The organism is Syntrophomonas erecta subsp. sporosyntropha, from assembly GCF_055395365.1.
This window is the reverse complement of the sequence record NZ_AP042459.1, coordinates 1,582,063-1,596,961: the sequence shown is the minus strand read 5'-3', so window position 1 is coordinate 1,596,961 and position 14,899 is coordinate 1,582,063. Positions and strand designations below refer to the sequence as shown.

General features: G+C 44.3%; 16 protein-coding genes. 3 read left to right on the top strand and 13 right to left on the bottom strand.

Features of this window, described 5'->3' with window-relative positions:
• Window positions 1-11 precede the first annotated feature (11 nt).
• From ACZ5Q0_RS07855 to ACZ5Q0_RS07835, 5 genes are all read right to left on the bottom strand, one after another.
• Window positions 12-458, bottom strand: a complete 447-nt coding sequence (locus ACZ5Q0_RS07855; RefSeq protein ID WP_446818608.1) for a MarR family winged helix-turn-helix transcriptional regulator — start codon at window positions 456-458, stop codon at window positions 12-14.
• Between the two features lie 324 nt (window positions 459-782).
• Window positions 783-1,628 (bottom strand): IS3 family transposase, encoded by an 846-nt coding sequence (locus ACZ5Q0_RS07850; RefSeq protein ID WP_464827298.1) that lies wholly within the window; start codon window positions 1,626-1,628, stop codon window positions 783-785.
• Window positions 1,629-1,669: 41 nt separating this feature from the next.
• The gene (locus tag ACZ5Q0_RS07845; RefSeq protein WP_446818359.1) at window positions 1,670-2,353 is read right to left on the bottom strand and encodes a transposase; all 684 of its coding nucleotides are present in this window, start codon (window positions 2,351-2,353) and stop codon (window positions 1,670-1,672) included.
• Window positions 2,354-2,487: 134 nt separating this feature from the next.
• Entirely contained in the window at window positions 2,488-2,868 is a 381-nt protein-coding gene (locus ACZ5Q0_RS07840) for a DUF4363 family protein (protein WP_446818609.1), read from the bottom strand.
• 30 nt (window positions 2,869-2,898) lie between these two features.
• Complete coding sequence (locus ACZ5Q0_RS07835) at window positions 2,899-3,579, bottom strand: YetF domain-containing protein (RefSeq protein ID WP_446818611.1); 681 nt, start codon at window positions 3,577-3,579, stop codon at window positions 2,899-2,901.
• A gap of 276 nt (window positions 3,580-3,855) precedes the next feature.
• Here ACZ5Q0_RS07835 and ACZ5Q0_RS07830 point away from each other — a divergent pair, with 276 nt between their 5' ends.
• Window positions 3,856-4,233, top strand: coding sequence for a desulfoferrodoxin (locus ACZ5Q0_RS07830; protein WP_446818612.1), 378 nt, complete (start codon window positions 3,856-3,858; stop codon window positions 4,231-4,233).
• A 169-nt stretch (window positions 4,234-4,402) separates the two neighbouring features.
• Here ACZ5Q0_RS07830 and ACZ5Q0_RS07825 read toward each other — a convergent pair whose 3' ends face one another.
• Together ACZ5Q0_RS07825 and ACZ5Q0_RS07820 are read right to left on the bottom strand one after the other, a co-directional pair.
• Entirely contained in the window at window positions 4,403-6,445 is a 2,043-nt protein-coding gene (locus ACZ5Q0_RS07825; protein ID WP_447182397.1) for a sensor histidine kinase, read from the bottom strand.
• Window positions 6,420-7,121: a response regulator transcription factor gene (locus ACZ5Q0_RS07820; RefSeq protein WP_447182396.1), complete on the bottom strand. Its 702-nt coding sequence runs from the start codon at window positions 7,119-7,121 to the stop codon at window positions 6,420-6,422. Before ACZ5Q0_RS07820 ends, ACZ5Q0_RS07825 begins: the two co-directional genes overlap by 26 nt.
• A 203-nt stretch (window positions 7,122-7,324) precedes the next feature.
• Here ACZ5Q0_RS07820 and ACZ5Q0_RS07815 point away from each other — a divergent pair, with 203 nt between their 5' ends.
• Window positions 7,325-8,086 carry a transposase gene (locus ACZ5Q0_RS07815; RefSeq protein ID WP_447182395.1) on the top strand — a complete coding sequence of 254 codons (762 nt, stop codon included), beginning with the start codon at window positions 7,325-7,327 and terminating at the stop codon, window positions 8,084-8,086.
• Window positions 8,087-8,209: 123 nt separating this feature from the next.
• On the opposite strand, the gene ACZ5Q0_RS07810 is transcribed toward ACZ5Q0_RS07815, so the two are convergent.
• The 6 genes from ACZ5Q0_RS07810 to ACZ5Q0_RS07785 all read right to left on the bottom strand — a co-directional run bounded on the left by ACZ5Q0_RS07810 (window position 8,210) and on the right by ACZ5Q0_RS07785 (window position 13,845).
• A complete protein-coding gene (locus ACZ5Q0_RS07810; RefSeq protein ID WP_447182394.1) occupies window positions 8,210-8,977 on the bottom strand; it encodes an acyl-CoA dehydratase activase in 768 nt (255 codons plus the stop codon).
• Window positions 8,974-10,110 (bottom strand): double-cubane-cluster-containing anaerobic reductase, encoded by a 1,137-nt coding sequence (locus tag ACZ5Q0_RS07805; protein ID WP_447182393.1) that lies wholly within the window; start codon window positions 10,108-10,110, stop codon window positions 8,974-8,976. Before ACZ5Q0_RS07805 ends, ACZ5Q0_RS07810 begins: the two co-directional genes overlap by 4 nt.
• A 71-nt stretch (window positions 10,111-10,181) precedes the next feature.
• Window positions 10,182-10,913 carry a 4Fe-4S dicluster domain-containing protein gene (locus ACZ5Q0_RS07800; RefSeq protein ID WP_447182392.1) on the bottom strand — a complete coding sequence of 244 codons (732 nt, stop codon included), beginning with the start codon at window positions 10,911-10,913 and terminating at the stop codon, window positions 10,182-10,184.
• A 95-nt stretch (window positions 10,914-11,008) separates the two neighbouring features.
• Window positions 11,009-12,085 carry a sugar ABC transporter substrate-binding protein gene (locus ACZ5Q0_RS07795; protein WP_447182391.1) on the bottom strand — a complete coding sequence of 359 codons (1,077 nt, stop codon included), beginning with the start codon at window positions 12,083-12,085 and terminating at the stop codon, window positions 11,009-11,011.
• A gap of 1 nt (window position 12,086) precedes the next feature.
• The gene (locus ACZ5Q0_RS07790) at window positions 12,087-13,073 is read right to left on the bottom strand and encodes an ABC transporter permease (protein WP_446818625.1); all 987 of its coding nucleotides are present in this window, start codon (window positions 13,071-13,073) and stop codon (window positions 12,087-12,089) included.
• The gene (locus ACZ5Q0_RS07785) at window positions 13,060-13,845 is read right to left on the bottom strand and encodes an ATP-binding cassette domain-containing protein (protein ID WP_446818627.1); all 786 of its coding nucleotides are present in this window, start codon (window positions 13,843-13,845) and stop codon (window positions 13,060-13,062) included. The genes ACZ5Q0_RS07790 and ACZ5Q0_RS07785 overlap by 14 nt, the downstream gene beginning before the upstream one ends.
• Before the next feature lie 182 nt (window positions 13,846-14,027).
• On the opposite strand from ACZ5Q0_RS07785, the gene ACZ5Q0_RS07780 reads away from it, so the two are divergent.
• Window positions 14,028-14,885: a pseudouridine-5'-phosphate glycosidase gene (locus ACZ5Q0_RS07780; protein WP_447182390.1), complete on the top strand. Its 858-nt coding sequence runs from the start codon at window positions 14,028-14,030 to the stop codon at window positions 14,883-14,885.
• The last annotated feature ends 14 nt before the right edge of the window (window positions 14,886-14,899 follow it).

Genomic DNA, 14,899 nt, shown 5'->3' with positions numbered 1-14,899 from the left:
AGTTACTCCTTCTATACTTTTTTCATAAACTCGACTATATACCTTAAATTGCTAGTAAACAGAGCCATTTCCTCAGCCCTGGTATCTCCGAACAAATCTACCAGACTATCCGTGTACCGGCTCATGCATCTATCCATCTGTTCCCGGCCGGCCTGGGTAAGAGATACTAATAGTTTGCGTCGATCATTGGCATCAATTTCCCGCACTATAAATCCCCTATCAGCTAACTGGTCTAATATAGTAGTAAGACTACCTTTTTCTATATCCAGCATCTTACCTAGTTCGGTAGGTGTCAGACCATCACGGTGATACAAGATATTAATTATTTTTACCCCATTTTTTTTAACCCGGGGATGAAAATGACTATGTTGGCGCAACTTAAGCAAAAATTTCTTATGGAAAATACTGATAAACGCCAAAAGCAATAAGTGTATTTCTTTGGCTTCTTCTTTATTCATAATACAAACTCCCCTGGATGAATAGTTAGAATTCTTACTATAAGATAACTGACTAATTCAACAAATTCAAGGTTTTTTAGAAATCGGCCTTTTTTAATGCCAGGTAAAATACCGGAGAATACCACCTCTAACCAGCAAAAAAGAGACGGCTCATGTTCCTCAGAAAACCTCTCCCCTGTAATGGCAGGAAAGCAAAATACCCTGTTGACAGCAATAGCTAGCCAAAAATAAAATCCCCCCTGCCATTGAACTGCTCCCTGTCAAGTAGACAGACGAAAAAAAGAAAACCTTTTACCGGGCTCCGTCAATGACGGGGCTCAGTTTTTAGGCTGCATTTTCAAGCAACTGACGGTAGGTCATCGGAGGCAGTTTGTTCAGTCTCCTTTGCCGGCGTTCGTAGTTGTAGAAATATATGTAGCTTTCAATAGCCGCTACCAAGCTATCGTAATCCGGGAACTTACCAAGGTAGTACATCTCGCACTTAAGAGTACCCCAGAAACCTTCCATTGGGCCGTTGTCAATGCAGCGGCCGACACGCGACATGCTTTGTTTCATTCCGGCATTATTCAATCTGATCTTGAAATGCTTGCTTGTATATTGAAAACCTCGGTCACTATGAAACAGCGGGTGAGCATCGGGGTATTTAGAAACGGCCAAATCAAAGGTTTCAAACACGAGCTGGTTATTGTTGCTTCGTCCCATGGCGAAAGAGATAATGCTTCTGTCTTTGAGGTCAAGGATTGCGCTCAAATACAATTTTTCATTATTTCCGTACTTGAATTCTGTGACGTCGGTCAGCCATTTCTCGTTAAGCTTTTCTGCTGTGAAATCACGGTTCAAAATATTCTCCGCTGTAACTTCAGGAGTAGACCGCTGGTATTGCGGACGCTTTCTGCGGATGACGGCGTTCAAGTTAACCAGTCGGGTAAGACGATATATACGCTTGTAATTATAACTGGTTTCGTATCTGGCGTTCAGTTCATCTGTCAGTCGCCGATATCCATATATTCCGTTGAATTCAGCGTAGAGATAACCAAGCTTGTGAAGAAGATCTTCGTTCTCATACTCGCGGGCACTCTTGCTGCGGTGGAGCCATTTGTAATAGGATGACCTGTTCAGGTCTAATATCCTGCAAATGTCCTTTACTGGGTATGCTTTATTTCCGTGCAGTTCCTTTACGGTCAGGTAAAGCTTTTCCTGCCGGACCCCGCTCAGCCCCGCCTCCTCTCGATCTCCTGGAGTTTTTTTAACACGGCAATCTCCATTTCCTTATGCTCGTTCTCGGCTTTAAGCATCCTGTTCTCTGCCCGAAGACGCTCAACTTCGGTCATTTCATCCAACGGTTTGCGCTTCCCGCGCTTGTCGATTAGGCCGTCTACGCCCTTTTTCTCATATTTGCATACCCAGCTATATATTTGCTGGTAGGATACCCCATACTTCTCGATTGCTGCACCATAGTCCTTACCATTGGCTATACAGTAGCCGACAATTTCTATCCGCTCCTCCAACGTGGTTAATCGTCCTTTGGTCATATAAATACCTCTCCCTCGGCCCCCGGTGGCCCGAATATCTTTATGACCATTATAATCCGTTATCCAATCCTGGAGTTGCCTTTTGCTACGAATGCTATACCTCTTACATATTTCCAATAAGCTTGCTTCACCCCGTAGGTACGCCTCTACCGCTGCGGTTTTCAGTTCCACGCTGTATCTGGTGTTTGTCTGCTGGGCTGCTAACCCAGACGGGCCCATGGCCTCATAATTGACTATCCATTGACGCAAAGTGGATGGATCTATCCCATATTTGCGCGCTATACTATCCTGACTTCCTTCTCCTTGCTTGTACTTCTCGACGGCTTCAACTTTCTTGCCCCAATCGATCCTACTTCTACCCATAAAAAAACTCCCCTTTGTGTAGTCCTGAATTTTTGTTTTTTCAGGTGTCTACTCAAAGGGGAGCATATCACATGACAAAAAAAGACGGATTTTTGTTAGCGACACAAAAATCCGTCCCCTACTTTCAGCCTTGGTTAAAGGATGTTTTCCAGATTCACTTCTTCCTTACGGGGAATATGTTCTATCATTAACTTAAGCTCGGAAAGCTGGCCCAAGGAAAGGGCATTATCCTGGCTGGCTACATATTCCATAACCTTGGCCAGGGAAAACTCAATATTATCCATCTCCTGATGATCTAAAATAACAGGCCAGTACTTAGCCTTTTGCTCCCATATTTTTTCCAGTTCTTCAGTTTGCTTTATAGCTGCTTCCCATCGCTCTTCTCTTATCTCCCTGCATACCTGATCAATCTGCCTGGTTAATTCGCCGGCCGAACCTTGCAGTGAGTGATTAAACCATATCCCCGAAGCAATAGTCATACTTAGTATTAGAAAAATACTTACCAGTAGCCTCATAGCCCTACCTAAAACTCCTTTAATTAATTTTTATTCAGCTAACGACTTAAGCTGGTAATAAAATTGTCCCCGGGTGTCAATAATGGCAAAAAGCACATCTTGCACGCTTTTAATCTGGTGTTTTTCCATCTGGTTTTCCAGCCAATTAACATCAATATTAACCCTTTCTAAATTTTCCTCAATAATGCGGCCATCTAATACCAGGGTAATTGGTAAACCCTCATATTCGGTTGTAATCTTTAAATCTTCCGGTTGTACCGGCCGTTTGTGCGATTTTAAAATTACACTGAGCTGACCGCTAGTTTCTAAAATCGCATACTCTACATCAGTAATATCCGGAATATCTTTTTGACGCAATTGTTCTAATAAATCATTCATGTTATAGCGCAAGCGCTTTAGTTCTTCGTCCATTACCTTGGACTTGGCAATCAGAATACTGGGTTTACCACAAATAAAACCCCGGGCTTTTTGGCTTTTTAAAGATATATAGGATAAAGCAACCTGAGCCGCTACTAAGACAAAAATAGGAATTATACCGTACAGGAGCGGAATACCGGTGTTTTGCATAGGGATAGCCGCCAGCTCCGAGATCATAATTATTACTACCAGCTCATAAGGTTGTAGCTGACCTATTTGTCTTTTTCCCATCACCCGGAGAAGTAAAACCGTAGCCATATATAGTATTAAGGTACGAATAATTACTAATAACATTGATCTACCTTCTGGTCTTAAAATCTATATTTAATATTATGGAGTTACCATGCCTTATTTATACAAGGGAATAGGAGTAGAGCAGCTGTGTTCCACCCAAACCTGTATTTAAATGCACTGCTATATATAACATGTGCCGGAAAACCGGCTTTTAGTTAATAGCAGAATAGGGGAATATGCACAGGAGTACAGGTCCTCCCCCCGTGGTGGAATGGTTTGTAAAGCCGGACTGCCTCGGGTAAAATATAGCTAACAAATTATTTAGGAGGTTTATATATGACCAAACGATTAGAAGTATACAAATGTGAAATCTGCGGGAACATAGTCGAAGTTATTCATATAGGCAAAGGGCAGCTAGTTTGCTGCGGTAAACCCATGCAGTTACAAAACGAAAACACAGTAGAAGCCTCCTTTGAAAAACACATCCCGGTTATTGAAAAAATCGACCAGGGTATACGAGTAAAAGTCGGCAGTGATGTACATCCTATGGTTGAGAAACACTATATTGACTGGATACAAGTAATAGCCGGTGATAAAGCTTATCGTCAATTCCTGAAACCAACTGAAGCTCCCGAAGCAGTATTTTCTATTGATGATATGAACGTAGAAGCACGCGCCTATTGTAACCTCCATGGACTATGGAAAGGAAAGTAAAGGTATGATCAAACAAGGGGACAGGGGGACAGGGGACAGGGGGACAGGTTTACTGTCCCCTCTTGCCCAGGGGATAGGGGACACGGGGGGACACGGGGACAGGGGGACGGGGACAGGTTTGTTGTCCCCTCCTTTGGAGCAAGCATCCTGGGGACAGTCATTCCTGTGCCTAGCTTTCTTGTATGGTTACAAAACCCAACTCAACTTTGAATAAATCCCCGTCTATTTTAACTGAAAATTGGCCATTGCAAATCTGGGTAAAGCTCTGGGCAATAGCCAGCCCTAATCCCGATCCTTCGGTAGTTCTGGATTCATCCCCTCTCACAAAGCGCTGCAATATTTCATCTTCACTAAATTTCATCTCATAATCAGCGGTGTTTTTAATAGTAGCTAATGCACCTTGGTTATCCAGGCTCATGTCTATAAATACCCGTGAACCGGTTAGAGAATATTTCAGAGCATTAGCAATCAGGTTTTCCCACACCCGGTACAGTTTTTTACCATCACTTATTATATATACCGGCTCATCAGGAATGTTGACCCGGAAGGTAAGACCGGAGGCATTGATGGATTCCTCCATATCTGCCAGGGTCTGCTTGATCAGGCGTGCCAGATCAATCTTTTCCATATCCAGGCTAATATTATCACTACTGGCTTTGGACAGGTCGAATAGATCTTGAATAAGGTTTTTCAGGCGCTCTGATTTCTGGGCTAGAATTTTTATATAATCATTTACATGCTCAGGTAAGCCTTCTTCTTTATTTAAGAGATCCACGTAACTAATAATAGAAGTTAGCGGGGTTTTTAAATCATGGGATACATTAGTAATAAGGTCAATTTTCATACGTTCTGATTTTATCTTCTCGGCCACCGCAATACTCATACCCTCCTGGATGGAGTTAAGATTTTGGGCGGCAGGGTAGATATCAGCATCTGCGGCTACCTCCAGCCTGGTTTTCATGTCACCATTCTTGATTAATTCAATATGGTCCATAAGTTGGCCCAGATCGCTTAAAGTTTCATCATACCGCTTCAGATACCGGTAAATTAAGTATATACCTGCACCAGCTATCAGCAAGGCAACCAGTAAAGCAGAACCGCTTAAACCTGCCACACCCCCCATTAAAAACATAACCGATACCAAAGCCATAACTGCCTCGACCGCTAACAGAATATAGGCACGCTTCAGCATGGATTTTTGCCAGGAATACCTTTTTTCGTATTTGCAGTACCAACTTATAAGAGAATTGACTGAGTTGTGGGTAAAAAAGTTTTTACCGTTTACTATCAGGTCAATTAGCATAAGGTAAAACCACCAGAGGCCCAGCAACAAGAAGCAACTAGTTAAGGTAATATCTAATACCCAATCAAATATACCAGATCCCCGGTAATAATTATAGGTAAATGTCGCCACTGCGCTTAAAGCCAGCAGGGAAAGCACTATCTTCACTTCCAGCCACATCCGGCCCGACCAGGAGGCTAGTTTCCGGTCAAATTCGCGCTTTTCCCGGCGCCTGATTATCGCCAAGGCCCATAGAGCTATTCCCACCGCAAAAAATGCGATATAAACCCATCCGATTACAGGCAGAAATTGCTGTTCTGCATAGTACCCGGATCGCCCGTACGGGTTTTTGACCAGGGGATCTTTGACTGCCAGCCAGATCTCGCTATTCACCAGCTCAGCAGGGTTATCTGTATATTGTCTAAGATTAGGAACTATACCACGATAACCACTATCTAGCCGCTCGATGTCAACCGGTTTACCGTGATCTATCACCCATAGCTTTTGCCCATCAAAATACCAGATGTATTTATAACCTGGCAAGTCCGGTATTTTGCCTGATTTAGGAATTGATGACAAGTCACCAGCGGAATTTTTTACCAAAAGATTACTATCTTTGTTAATGGCATAATACTTTAAATTGTCGCCTTCATCGTCTAAGACCTGTTTAGTCATTTCCATATATTCGATATCATAAGATGAAGGATCAGCTACCAGGGAAAAAAGTTTATTAAAATAGTTACCGGTCCTCTCCTTGAAGGCAATACTGCTTTTATAATCAGTAAAGGGAGCTTTTAAAACTACCCAATTTCCTTGTGCGTGTGCTAAGGCAGCAATACCAATAACAAGGAGGCCGATAATGATGCTAACGCCCAGAAAAAAACATAGCCAAGCTGTAAACGGTTTAGATTTTCTCAATTTTGTATCCAATGCCCCATACCACCTTTAAGTATTTAGGCTCTTTCGGGTTTATCTCGATTTTTTCCCGGATACGGCGAATATGCACCATAACGGTATTTTCCACCCTGTAGGCCGGCTCTTCCCAGACCCGCTCATATATTTCCTCGGCAGGAAAGATACGCCCCGGTGAATGCATTAATAGCTCCATGATCTTGGTTTCCGTAGCAGTTAATCTTACCGATTCACCATCGACATATAGGGTATGGTTTTCCAGGTCAAAACACAGCCCCCCTGATTGTAGAATATTGGGTTTGGCCTGTACATTAACATCCCCCAGACTCAGATAACGCCTTAGCTGGGACTTAACCCGGGCCATAAGTTCCATAGTATTGAAAGGCTTGGTAACGTAATCATCAGCACCCATGGAAAGCCCCAAAATTTTATCCGTATCCTCTGACTTAGCTGATAAAATAATGATCGGTATGTTTTTTTCTTCACGAATCTTCAGAGTGGTAGACAGTCCATCCAAATTGGGCATCATCACATCAAGGATAATTAACTGCACACTCTGAGTGCTGATCATATCAAGCGCCTGCAGGCCGTCATAGGCCTTCAGTGCTTCATAACCCTCATTCTGCAGGTTGATAGCAATTGCATTGACAATCTCTCGGTCATCATCAACCACCAGGACCCGTTGTTTTTCCACTTATATCACCACCCCTCGTATTATAATCTATAAACCCGTACGCCTTAACTATACCTTACACAGCAAGGCTGACAAAAAACTGAACCAATTTCTTAAGAATTTCTTACATTTCATTGCGCGGGACAAGTGGGACAAGGGGACAGGTTTACTGTCCCCTCCTCCTTTGTCCCAAATTATGTTAAACTATATAAGGGGTGGAAATAATGCCCAGAAGGGCTCGACAGAGGAGTAATACTGGTATCTACCATCTTATGCTCAGGGGAGTTAATAGGCAAAATCTATTTATGGAAGATGAGGATCGGCTAAAATTCGTGGAAACTATCAGGCGCTATAAACAGGTCAGTAATTATGAACTCTATGCCTATTGTCTAATGAACAATCATGTTCATTTACTAGTTAAAGAGAATAAGGAATCTATTTCTATTACTATAAAACGAATTAGCGGTAGTTATGTATTATGGTACAACAAGAAATATAGCCGGTGCGGTCATTTATTTCAGGAACGTTTTAGAAGCGAGGCCGTGGAAACAGATGCATATTTTCTTACTGTATTAAGGTATATCCATCAGAATCCGGTTAAGGCCGGAATAGCAAAAGAGGCAAGGTTTTACCGTTGGAGCAGTTACCATGAATACATAGAAAATGCCGGCATAATCGATATTGAATTTGGCCTGAATATGTTCTCCGAAAACAAAAAAACAGCCAAAAAACTATTTGAACAATATACGAATGAGATAAACAATGATCAATGCCTGGATGATCATGAAAAACCATTAACCGTAACTGACACAGAAGTTATAGAATGGTTAAAAAAACTGGGAATTCCTAATATTGGCGAATTGCATAGATTAGACAAACCTGAACGAGATAAACTTATCCGTGAACTAAAGAAAATGCCCGGGATTAGCATAAGACAGTTGGCAAGGATAATCGGGATATCTAAGAGTATGATAGGACGAGTTTAGTAAGACCAGGGTAGTTTTCGGTAGTCTTTTAAAGGGCGGGGGGACAACAAACCTGTCCCTCTGTCCCTAGATGTGGATGGGACACCAAACCTGTCCCCTTGTCCCCTTCCCTTTGCGGAGGGTCTACCTATAGGTTTCATAGGCCAATAAAGCTGCGCCAAGAGCACCAGTGTACTGGCAAGCTTCGGGCACAATAATTTTAGTTCCGATCTCTTCCTCCAGCGCACGCTTAACTCCTGGGTTTATCGCCACTCCACCGGTGAAAGCTACTTGTTCCTTGATCCCCATACGCCGTGCCATAGCCGCTACTCTTTTTCCCACCGATTGGTGCAGCCCTGCAATAATACCACCTTTGGAATTACCCCGAGCTAGCGCCCCGATTATTTCCGATTCAGCAAATACCGTGCACATACTGCTGATCGTTTGCATCTGGCTAGGATCCTCAGCATCCCCCAGTTCGCTGACATCCAACCCCAGAACAGTGGCCATAACCTGTAGGAATCGTCCGGTTCCCGCAGCACATTTATCGTTCATGGCAAAATCCAACACTTGGCCCTTTTCCCCGATACTGATCACCTTACTGTCCTGGCCGCCGATATCTATGATGGTGCGGACCTCAGGATAGAGTTCAGCGACCCCCCGAGCATGGCATTTAATCTCAGTGACAGTTTTATCCGCATGCTCAAAAGCTACCCGACCATAACCAGTGACATATATCCGTTCTACCTGATCTCGCTCCAATCCCGATGCATCAAGGAGTTGGTCGATTATGGCCTGCCCTGCTTCCCGGGGGCTCCACCCGGTAGGAACCATAGCTCGGTGATGGCGGCCACTGCTGATAATATAACCTTTAGCAGCCACCGAACCTATATCAATGCCTATTACTATCATTTCTCTATCATCTCCAGCATTGCTTCTATACGAACCTTGAGGCTCTCCAAATCCGAATTCGAATAGTCACTTTCAAGGTGCAGGTAAGGAAGTCCCTTGGACTTCACCAGTTTGCCTACTTCAAAGGCTTCAATATTATAGGTATGACAAGCCTGCCAGGTCAGGTCGATGACCGCATCCACCCGGAAATCATTGATCATGTTCTCTAATAGCTTCAGCCGGTAGGGATTAGGGCTCATGCAGGAGCAGGGTATAGCAATATATTTTTCTGCCAGAGCCACAATAGGATCCACGCCATTAGTATCAGTCTGCAGTTCCAGAGTCTTGTAGCCGGAGCAGTTTTCCATGGCGACGATATAGGCGCCCAGTTTTTCAGTCAGGCGGATAACTTTTTCAGTCCCCAGACCCACCGGGCAGCCAGTCAACAGCACCCGTGGTGCCTTTACTCGCCTGTTTTTAGGCTGATTGGCAACCTCCCGGACCAGTACATTCAGGTTGTCGATCATTTCCCCTTTATCGCTGCTGAAGCTGCGGGACCAAGCAGCAGTGAGCATCTCCATCCCGCTTAGAGGTGGTGGATCGGCCCGATTCAGATCGAACATGGCCTTAATTGCCCGATTTTCCTGGTTGATAATCTCTACAGCCCTCCATATATCTTGGTCACTTATGGTAACCTGAAATTCTTTTTCCAGGCGGTTTTTCAAGCACCGTAATTCTTCCACCCACAGCTCAAATGATGCCTTAGTATTATTAAGGTGGGGAAGCTGCATAACGTGCACCGGTTTCAAATCCTGCATAATTTCGAACATTTTCTTTTTACCATCGCAGGTGGTTTCGCCAACAATTAAGTCGGAAAAGTGAAAGAATGGACAGGTATCAGTGACCGCAAATCCGTAAGAGGATTTTACTAAAGGGCAAAGATTGCGCGGCAAAGTTTCCTCCGCAGCCGCAATAGGGTTCTCACTCATCCCGCAAAGCCCCACTGGAATTGCTCCTGCCGCCAAAATCAGTTCCTGGGGGCAATAAGTGCAATAAATGCCAACCACTTTGGCGCCATTGTCCTTGGCCTCTTTTATACGCATTAGATTCACTTCTCTGGCATTGGCAAATCCTTGCATAAACTCGTCTAACATAAAGAAACTTCTCCCTTCTGTGAAACACAGTCTGCGGTACTATTTAGTTATTTCAAGTTCTCTTCATATCCTCAGAGCTGTTGTCGGGAACCCAACCTTCTACCAAATGGGCATACGGCGACACAGAGCCCACAAACACATCTCTCAATCTCAATGTCCCACTCCTTTTTGCGATTCTCCATAAAATCGAAGCACTCGACCGGGTCCAGCCGCTCATAATCAGCTTCCCGTTCATTAAATTCACGCCCCTTTATTGCCCCAGCCGGACAAGCCAGCTGGCATATTTGGCAATTGTGGCAGGCTGATTCCATGGGTAGCGCAGTTTCAAGGGGAGCATCAGTAAGGATGCTGGCCAGTCTGACCCTCGGTCCCTCCCGTGGGGTAAGAAAAAGGCCATTCTTGCCTATCCACCCTAATCCGGCTGCTCTTGCCACTAACTTATGTGATATGAGGGCAGCCAAAGTTTCCTGATATACGCCATAGGAGGCCGGGACAGGATAGGCCCTCCAGCCATTGCGCTCTAGATAATTGGCTATTCTTGCAGTGCCAGTATTCTGTAAATAGTCGATTGCATAATAGTTGTAATTATGAAAAGAAAGTATTTTATCACGCTCTTGCTCCTCAATGCTATCAACAACCGCATTTGAAAGACGGATGACCAGGGAAACTGCCCGGGGAAATTGATTTATAAAGGGGCCACAAAAACTGCTCATGTAGTCGTGAAAGGGCGTTAGGTCTGCAAATCCGCAATAATCCCAACCGTAGGCAATAGCCATATCTGTTAATTGTTTTTCCAGGTGCATTTTATTCTTCCTTAAACCTAGTAATATTGCCAGACTCAACACAAGGCTATAAAGTCGGCTCTCTGCAGAAAAGCCGACTTATAGCAGGACTACTTCTAATGCCAGGTTTCGTACTCTTTTATGTTTTCTTTAGTGACTACGGCCAGGGGACTATTAACCTGCTTGGGAACTTCCATACCCTGAATTGTTTTCAAAGCTAAAAGGATTCCAGCTTTGGCATAGGCATCCATAGAATAGGCGATGCTGCCGTCGAGTTTGCCGGCCTTTATTGCTTCTTTGGCCTCATCGGTGAAATCTACTCCAAAAACAAACTTGCCGTCTCTCTTGCCGGCTGCGGCCAGTGCATCAACTGCAGCTAAGGCCATTACATCGTTACAGCAAAAAATCCCTTTTATATCTGGATTGGACTGCAGGAGGTTGGTGGTGATATTGTAGGCGGTATTCCTATCCCAATTGGCAGGTTGTACAGAAACTAATTTGATCCCCGGGGTGCTTTTAAATACCTTTTTGGCCCCGGTAGTTCTGCCTTCGCTCTGTCCGGCTCCGGGTATTCCCTGAATAATAGCGACTTTGCCGCCTTCTTTGCCAATTCTTTCAATAATATACTCGGCGGCCTTTTCGCCCTGCTCTTCGAAATTCACTGTGATGCGCCCATCCAGATGACCGCCTGCCTGTGTAAGTGAATCCACATTAATGCCAGGCCCCAGGTTCACTACTTTGATCCCCTTTTTATTGGCCGCCACTACACCAGGCACCAGATTGAATGGCTCGATAGGAGACACAATTAAACCTTTGTAGTCCTTGGCAACCATGGCTTGCAGGGTTTCTAGCTGAGACTTGGTATCATTCTCGGTAGGTGCCGCCATAACTTCAACGGTTACGCCCAATTCCTTGGCGGCCCGCTCATAAGATTCTTTGAGTGAAACCCAATAAGGATTGGCCAGCGTAATGACCAATATGCCTATTTTCTCTCCTTGCTGAAGTTTAGGCAGAGGTTGCAACTGGTCCATCAATATTTTTTCATTTTCCGCCACCTTGACATCAGAGACTGGAGCATTGGAGATGGGAGCGGGGGTTTGCGTTTCGGTATTCGTCCTACTCCCACATCCTGCTATGGACAACAAAAAGACACCCAATAAGAATAATGCGACTAACCTTTTACTACGCTTCACTTTAATCCTCCTTCGTCATATTTCCGTGTCCCGGGGCATTTCTGAGCCGCAACTCAGAAATGATAACAGCCACTAGAATAATTAAACCAATGGTGAGCTGCTGATAATAGGATGGAATGTTTAAAATTGTCAAGCCATTACGTAACATCCCTAGCAACAAACACGCCATCACCGTTCCGGTGATGCTTCCTCTCCCTCCCTTCATATCCGTACCACCCAAAACAACTGCAGCGATGGCATCCAGTTCCAGCATCCAGCCTGCCAGCGGCTCAGCTGTGTTCAAACGTGCAGTGACCACCAATCCACCTGTTGCCGCAGCAAATCCCGAAATGGTGTAGATAATAGTCTTATAGGTTTTGTGTGCTACGCCAGAACGCCGGAGGGCTTCCTCATTTCCACCTAGAGCCAGGGTATAATAACCCAATTTGGTCCTATTGAGAACTAAAGCAGCCAGCATAGCAAGCAATATAGCCATTAGAATGGGCGGATTGACCGGACCTATATGCCCGCTACCCCACCAGGTAAAGTTTTCGGGAAATCCGTATATAGGGATGCCCTTGGTGAGAATTAGGGCAATGCCCCTAGTTACTGACATAGCTGCCAGGGTGACGATGAAGGGACTGATATTCATCTTGGAAATTAACAGGCCATTAAACAGACCTACAGCAGCTCCGGCGGCTAGACCTAAGAAGATAGATACTCCGACAGATAATCCGGAATGTAAGGCCAAAGCCATGCAGACTCCGCTCAATGCTGTGATAGCTCCGACTGATAAATCAATCCCGCTTGTACAGATGACAAATGTCATTGCCACTGAAATTATTACCAGCAGCGCACTCTGGTCCAGAATGTTACGCCAATTATCCCAGGTCATAAAGAACGGTGATGCTCGATTTAGCAGGGCAGCCATAATAATTAGGATCAAACCAAGTAAAATCTGGGAAAATTGCTCGTTCCATGACAATAACAGACTTCTAATTTGCTGCATCTCTTTGCACTCCAATGCCATCTTTGGTGATATGAGTAGCCCCCATAATAAGCTCAACGATCTGATTAGGTTGATAATCCATCGTGTTGCATACTGCCGCTATCTGTCCATGGCGCAATACGCATATACGTTCCGCTATCTCAAACACATGATGGAGATTGTGACTTATAACCACAACAGCCATCCCCGCTCGGGCTAATTCTTGCATTAGTCTGATCACTTTGGCCGACTCCTGAACGCCCATAGCCGCAGTAGGTTCATCAAAAATAATGACATTTCCTCCCTGGATGATAGCCCTAGCCACTGCTACTCCCTGTCTTTGCCCTCCGGATAAAAGGCCTACCGGGGTTTTTAAGGAAGGGATACTGACCTGCAGGCTATCTAGGACTCGACGGGCCTCCTTTTCCATTTTGCTCCGATCGATAAGTATGCCAGCCTTTACTATTTCACGACCCAGAAATATGTTACTAACTACGTCCCGGCAGTCAACTAAAGCCAGGTCCTGGTATACTGCAGATATGCCCAACTGGATGGCTTTGGTCGGGGACAAGGAATGATAGGATTGTTCTCCCACTTGTATGTATCCAGAATCTGGTTTGACCGCCCCGGATAGTGTTTTAATAAGGGTGCTTTTTCCAGCGCCGTTATCGCCCACAATGGCTAATATCTCGCCTGCGTAAATATCTAAACTGACATCGAGCAGAGCAGTTATATTTCCATATGATTTATTCAGGTGCGAAACCCTTACCACAGGATTATATGTAGTAGCCATAATTCACCCTTTCCAATATAATCGAAGAAATATATAATAACTATTAGTAATACATTCTATGCATTATTATAATGCTGTAATTGTAATTTAAAATGGCGTTTTCGTCAATGCCTATCATTTCATATCTGATTCGGCGGTATTTATTAGCATTATATTTTTAGTATGGAAAGGAGATTATGTCTGTGCAGAGTTCTACAAGTTTTGTCGTTGAAACAGCCTTATTGGGTCAAGGGCTGGTTTCTGTCAGCAGCAGTCAGATAAAAGAGCTATGGCCAGATGATGCGCTCGTAACCTGGCTGCAAAGAGGACGCATTATTTTAGGATCAATAGTGGAATTTCTTCATTATAAAGATCAAACCAACTCCTGGCGAAGACTAGACGGCTTGACCCTATATGAAGGTATGAAAGAAGGGGTTGATGGGTTTCTCACCGCCTCAGCAACCATGGCAGTTGCCCGGGATTTGGGATGCCCGATAGTTGTAAGCGCAGGCATAGGGGGAATTGGAGATATTATTGAGGAACGCCTTTGCTACGACCTTCCTGCCTTGGCGAAAACCGAAATAACTCTGGTGGCGACCTCACCCAAAGATATGCTGGATATTCCCGAAACTATAGGCTGGCTCCACAAAAACGGCGTAAAAACATTTGGCGTGGGTACAAAATATTGTGATGGTTACGTGTTTGTGGGACAAAAAACGCAACTTATGCAGGCGCTAAGCCATGATGATTTAGACTTAATAGTTCAGGGGCATAATCTGATTTTGAATCCGATTCCCCCTGAAAAAAGGCTCCAAAATTTTGACTATTTGCGCGAAGCAATTAAGGCAGGCAAGCTTGCGGAACAAAATGGTGACCATTACCACCCTGCTGCTAATCAACGCCTGGATGAACTAAGTCAAGGGTGGTCTTCGATAATTCAATTGGAATCACTTATTGCTAATATAGCTGTTGCACGAAATATCATGGGACAAGGGGACAGGTTTACTGTCCCATCTTCCCTTATCACAAATTATGTTAAACCATATAAGGGGTGGAAATAACGCCCAGAAGACCT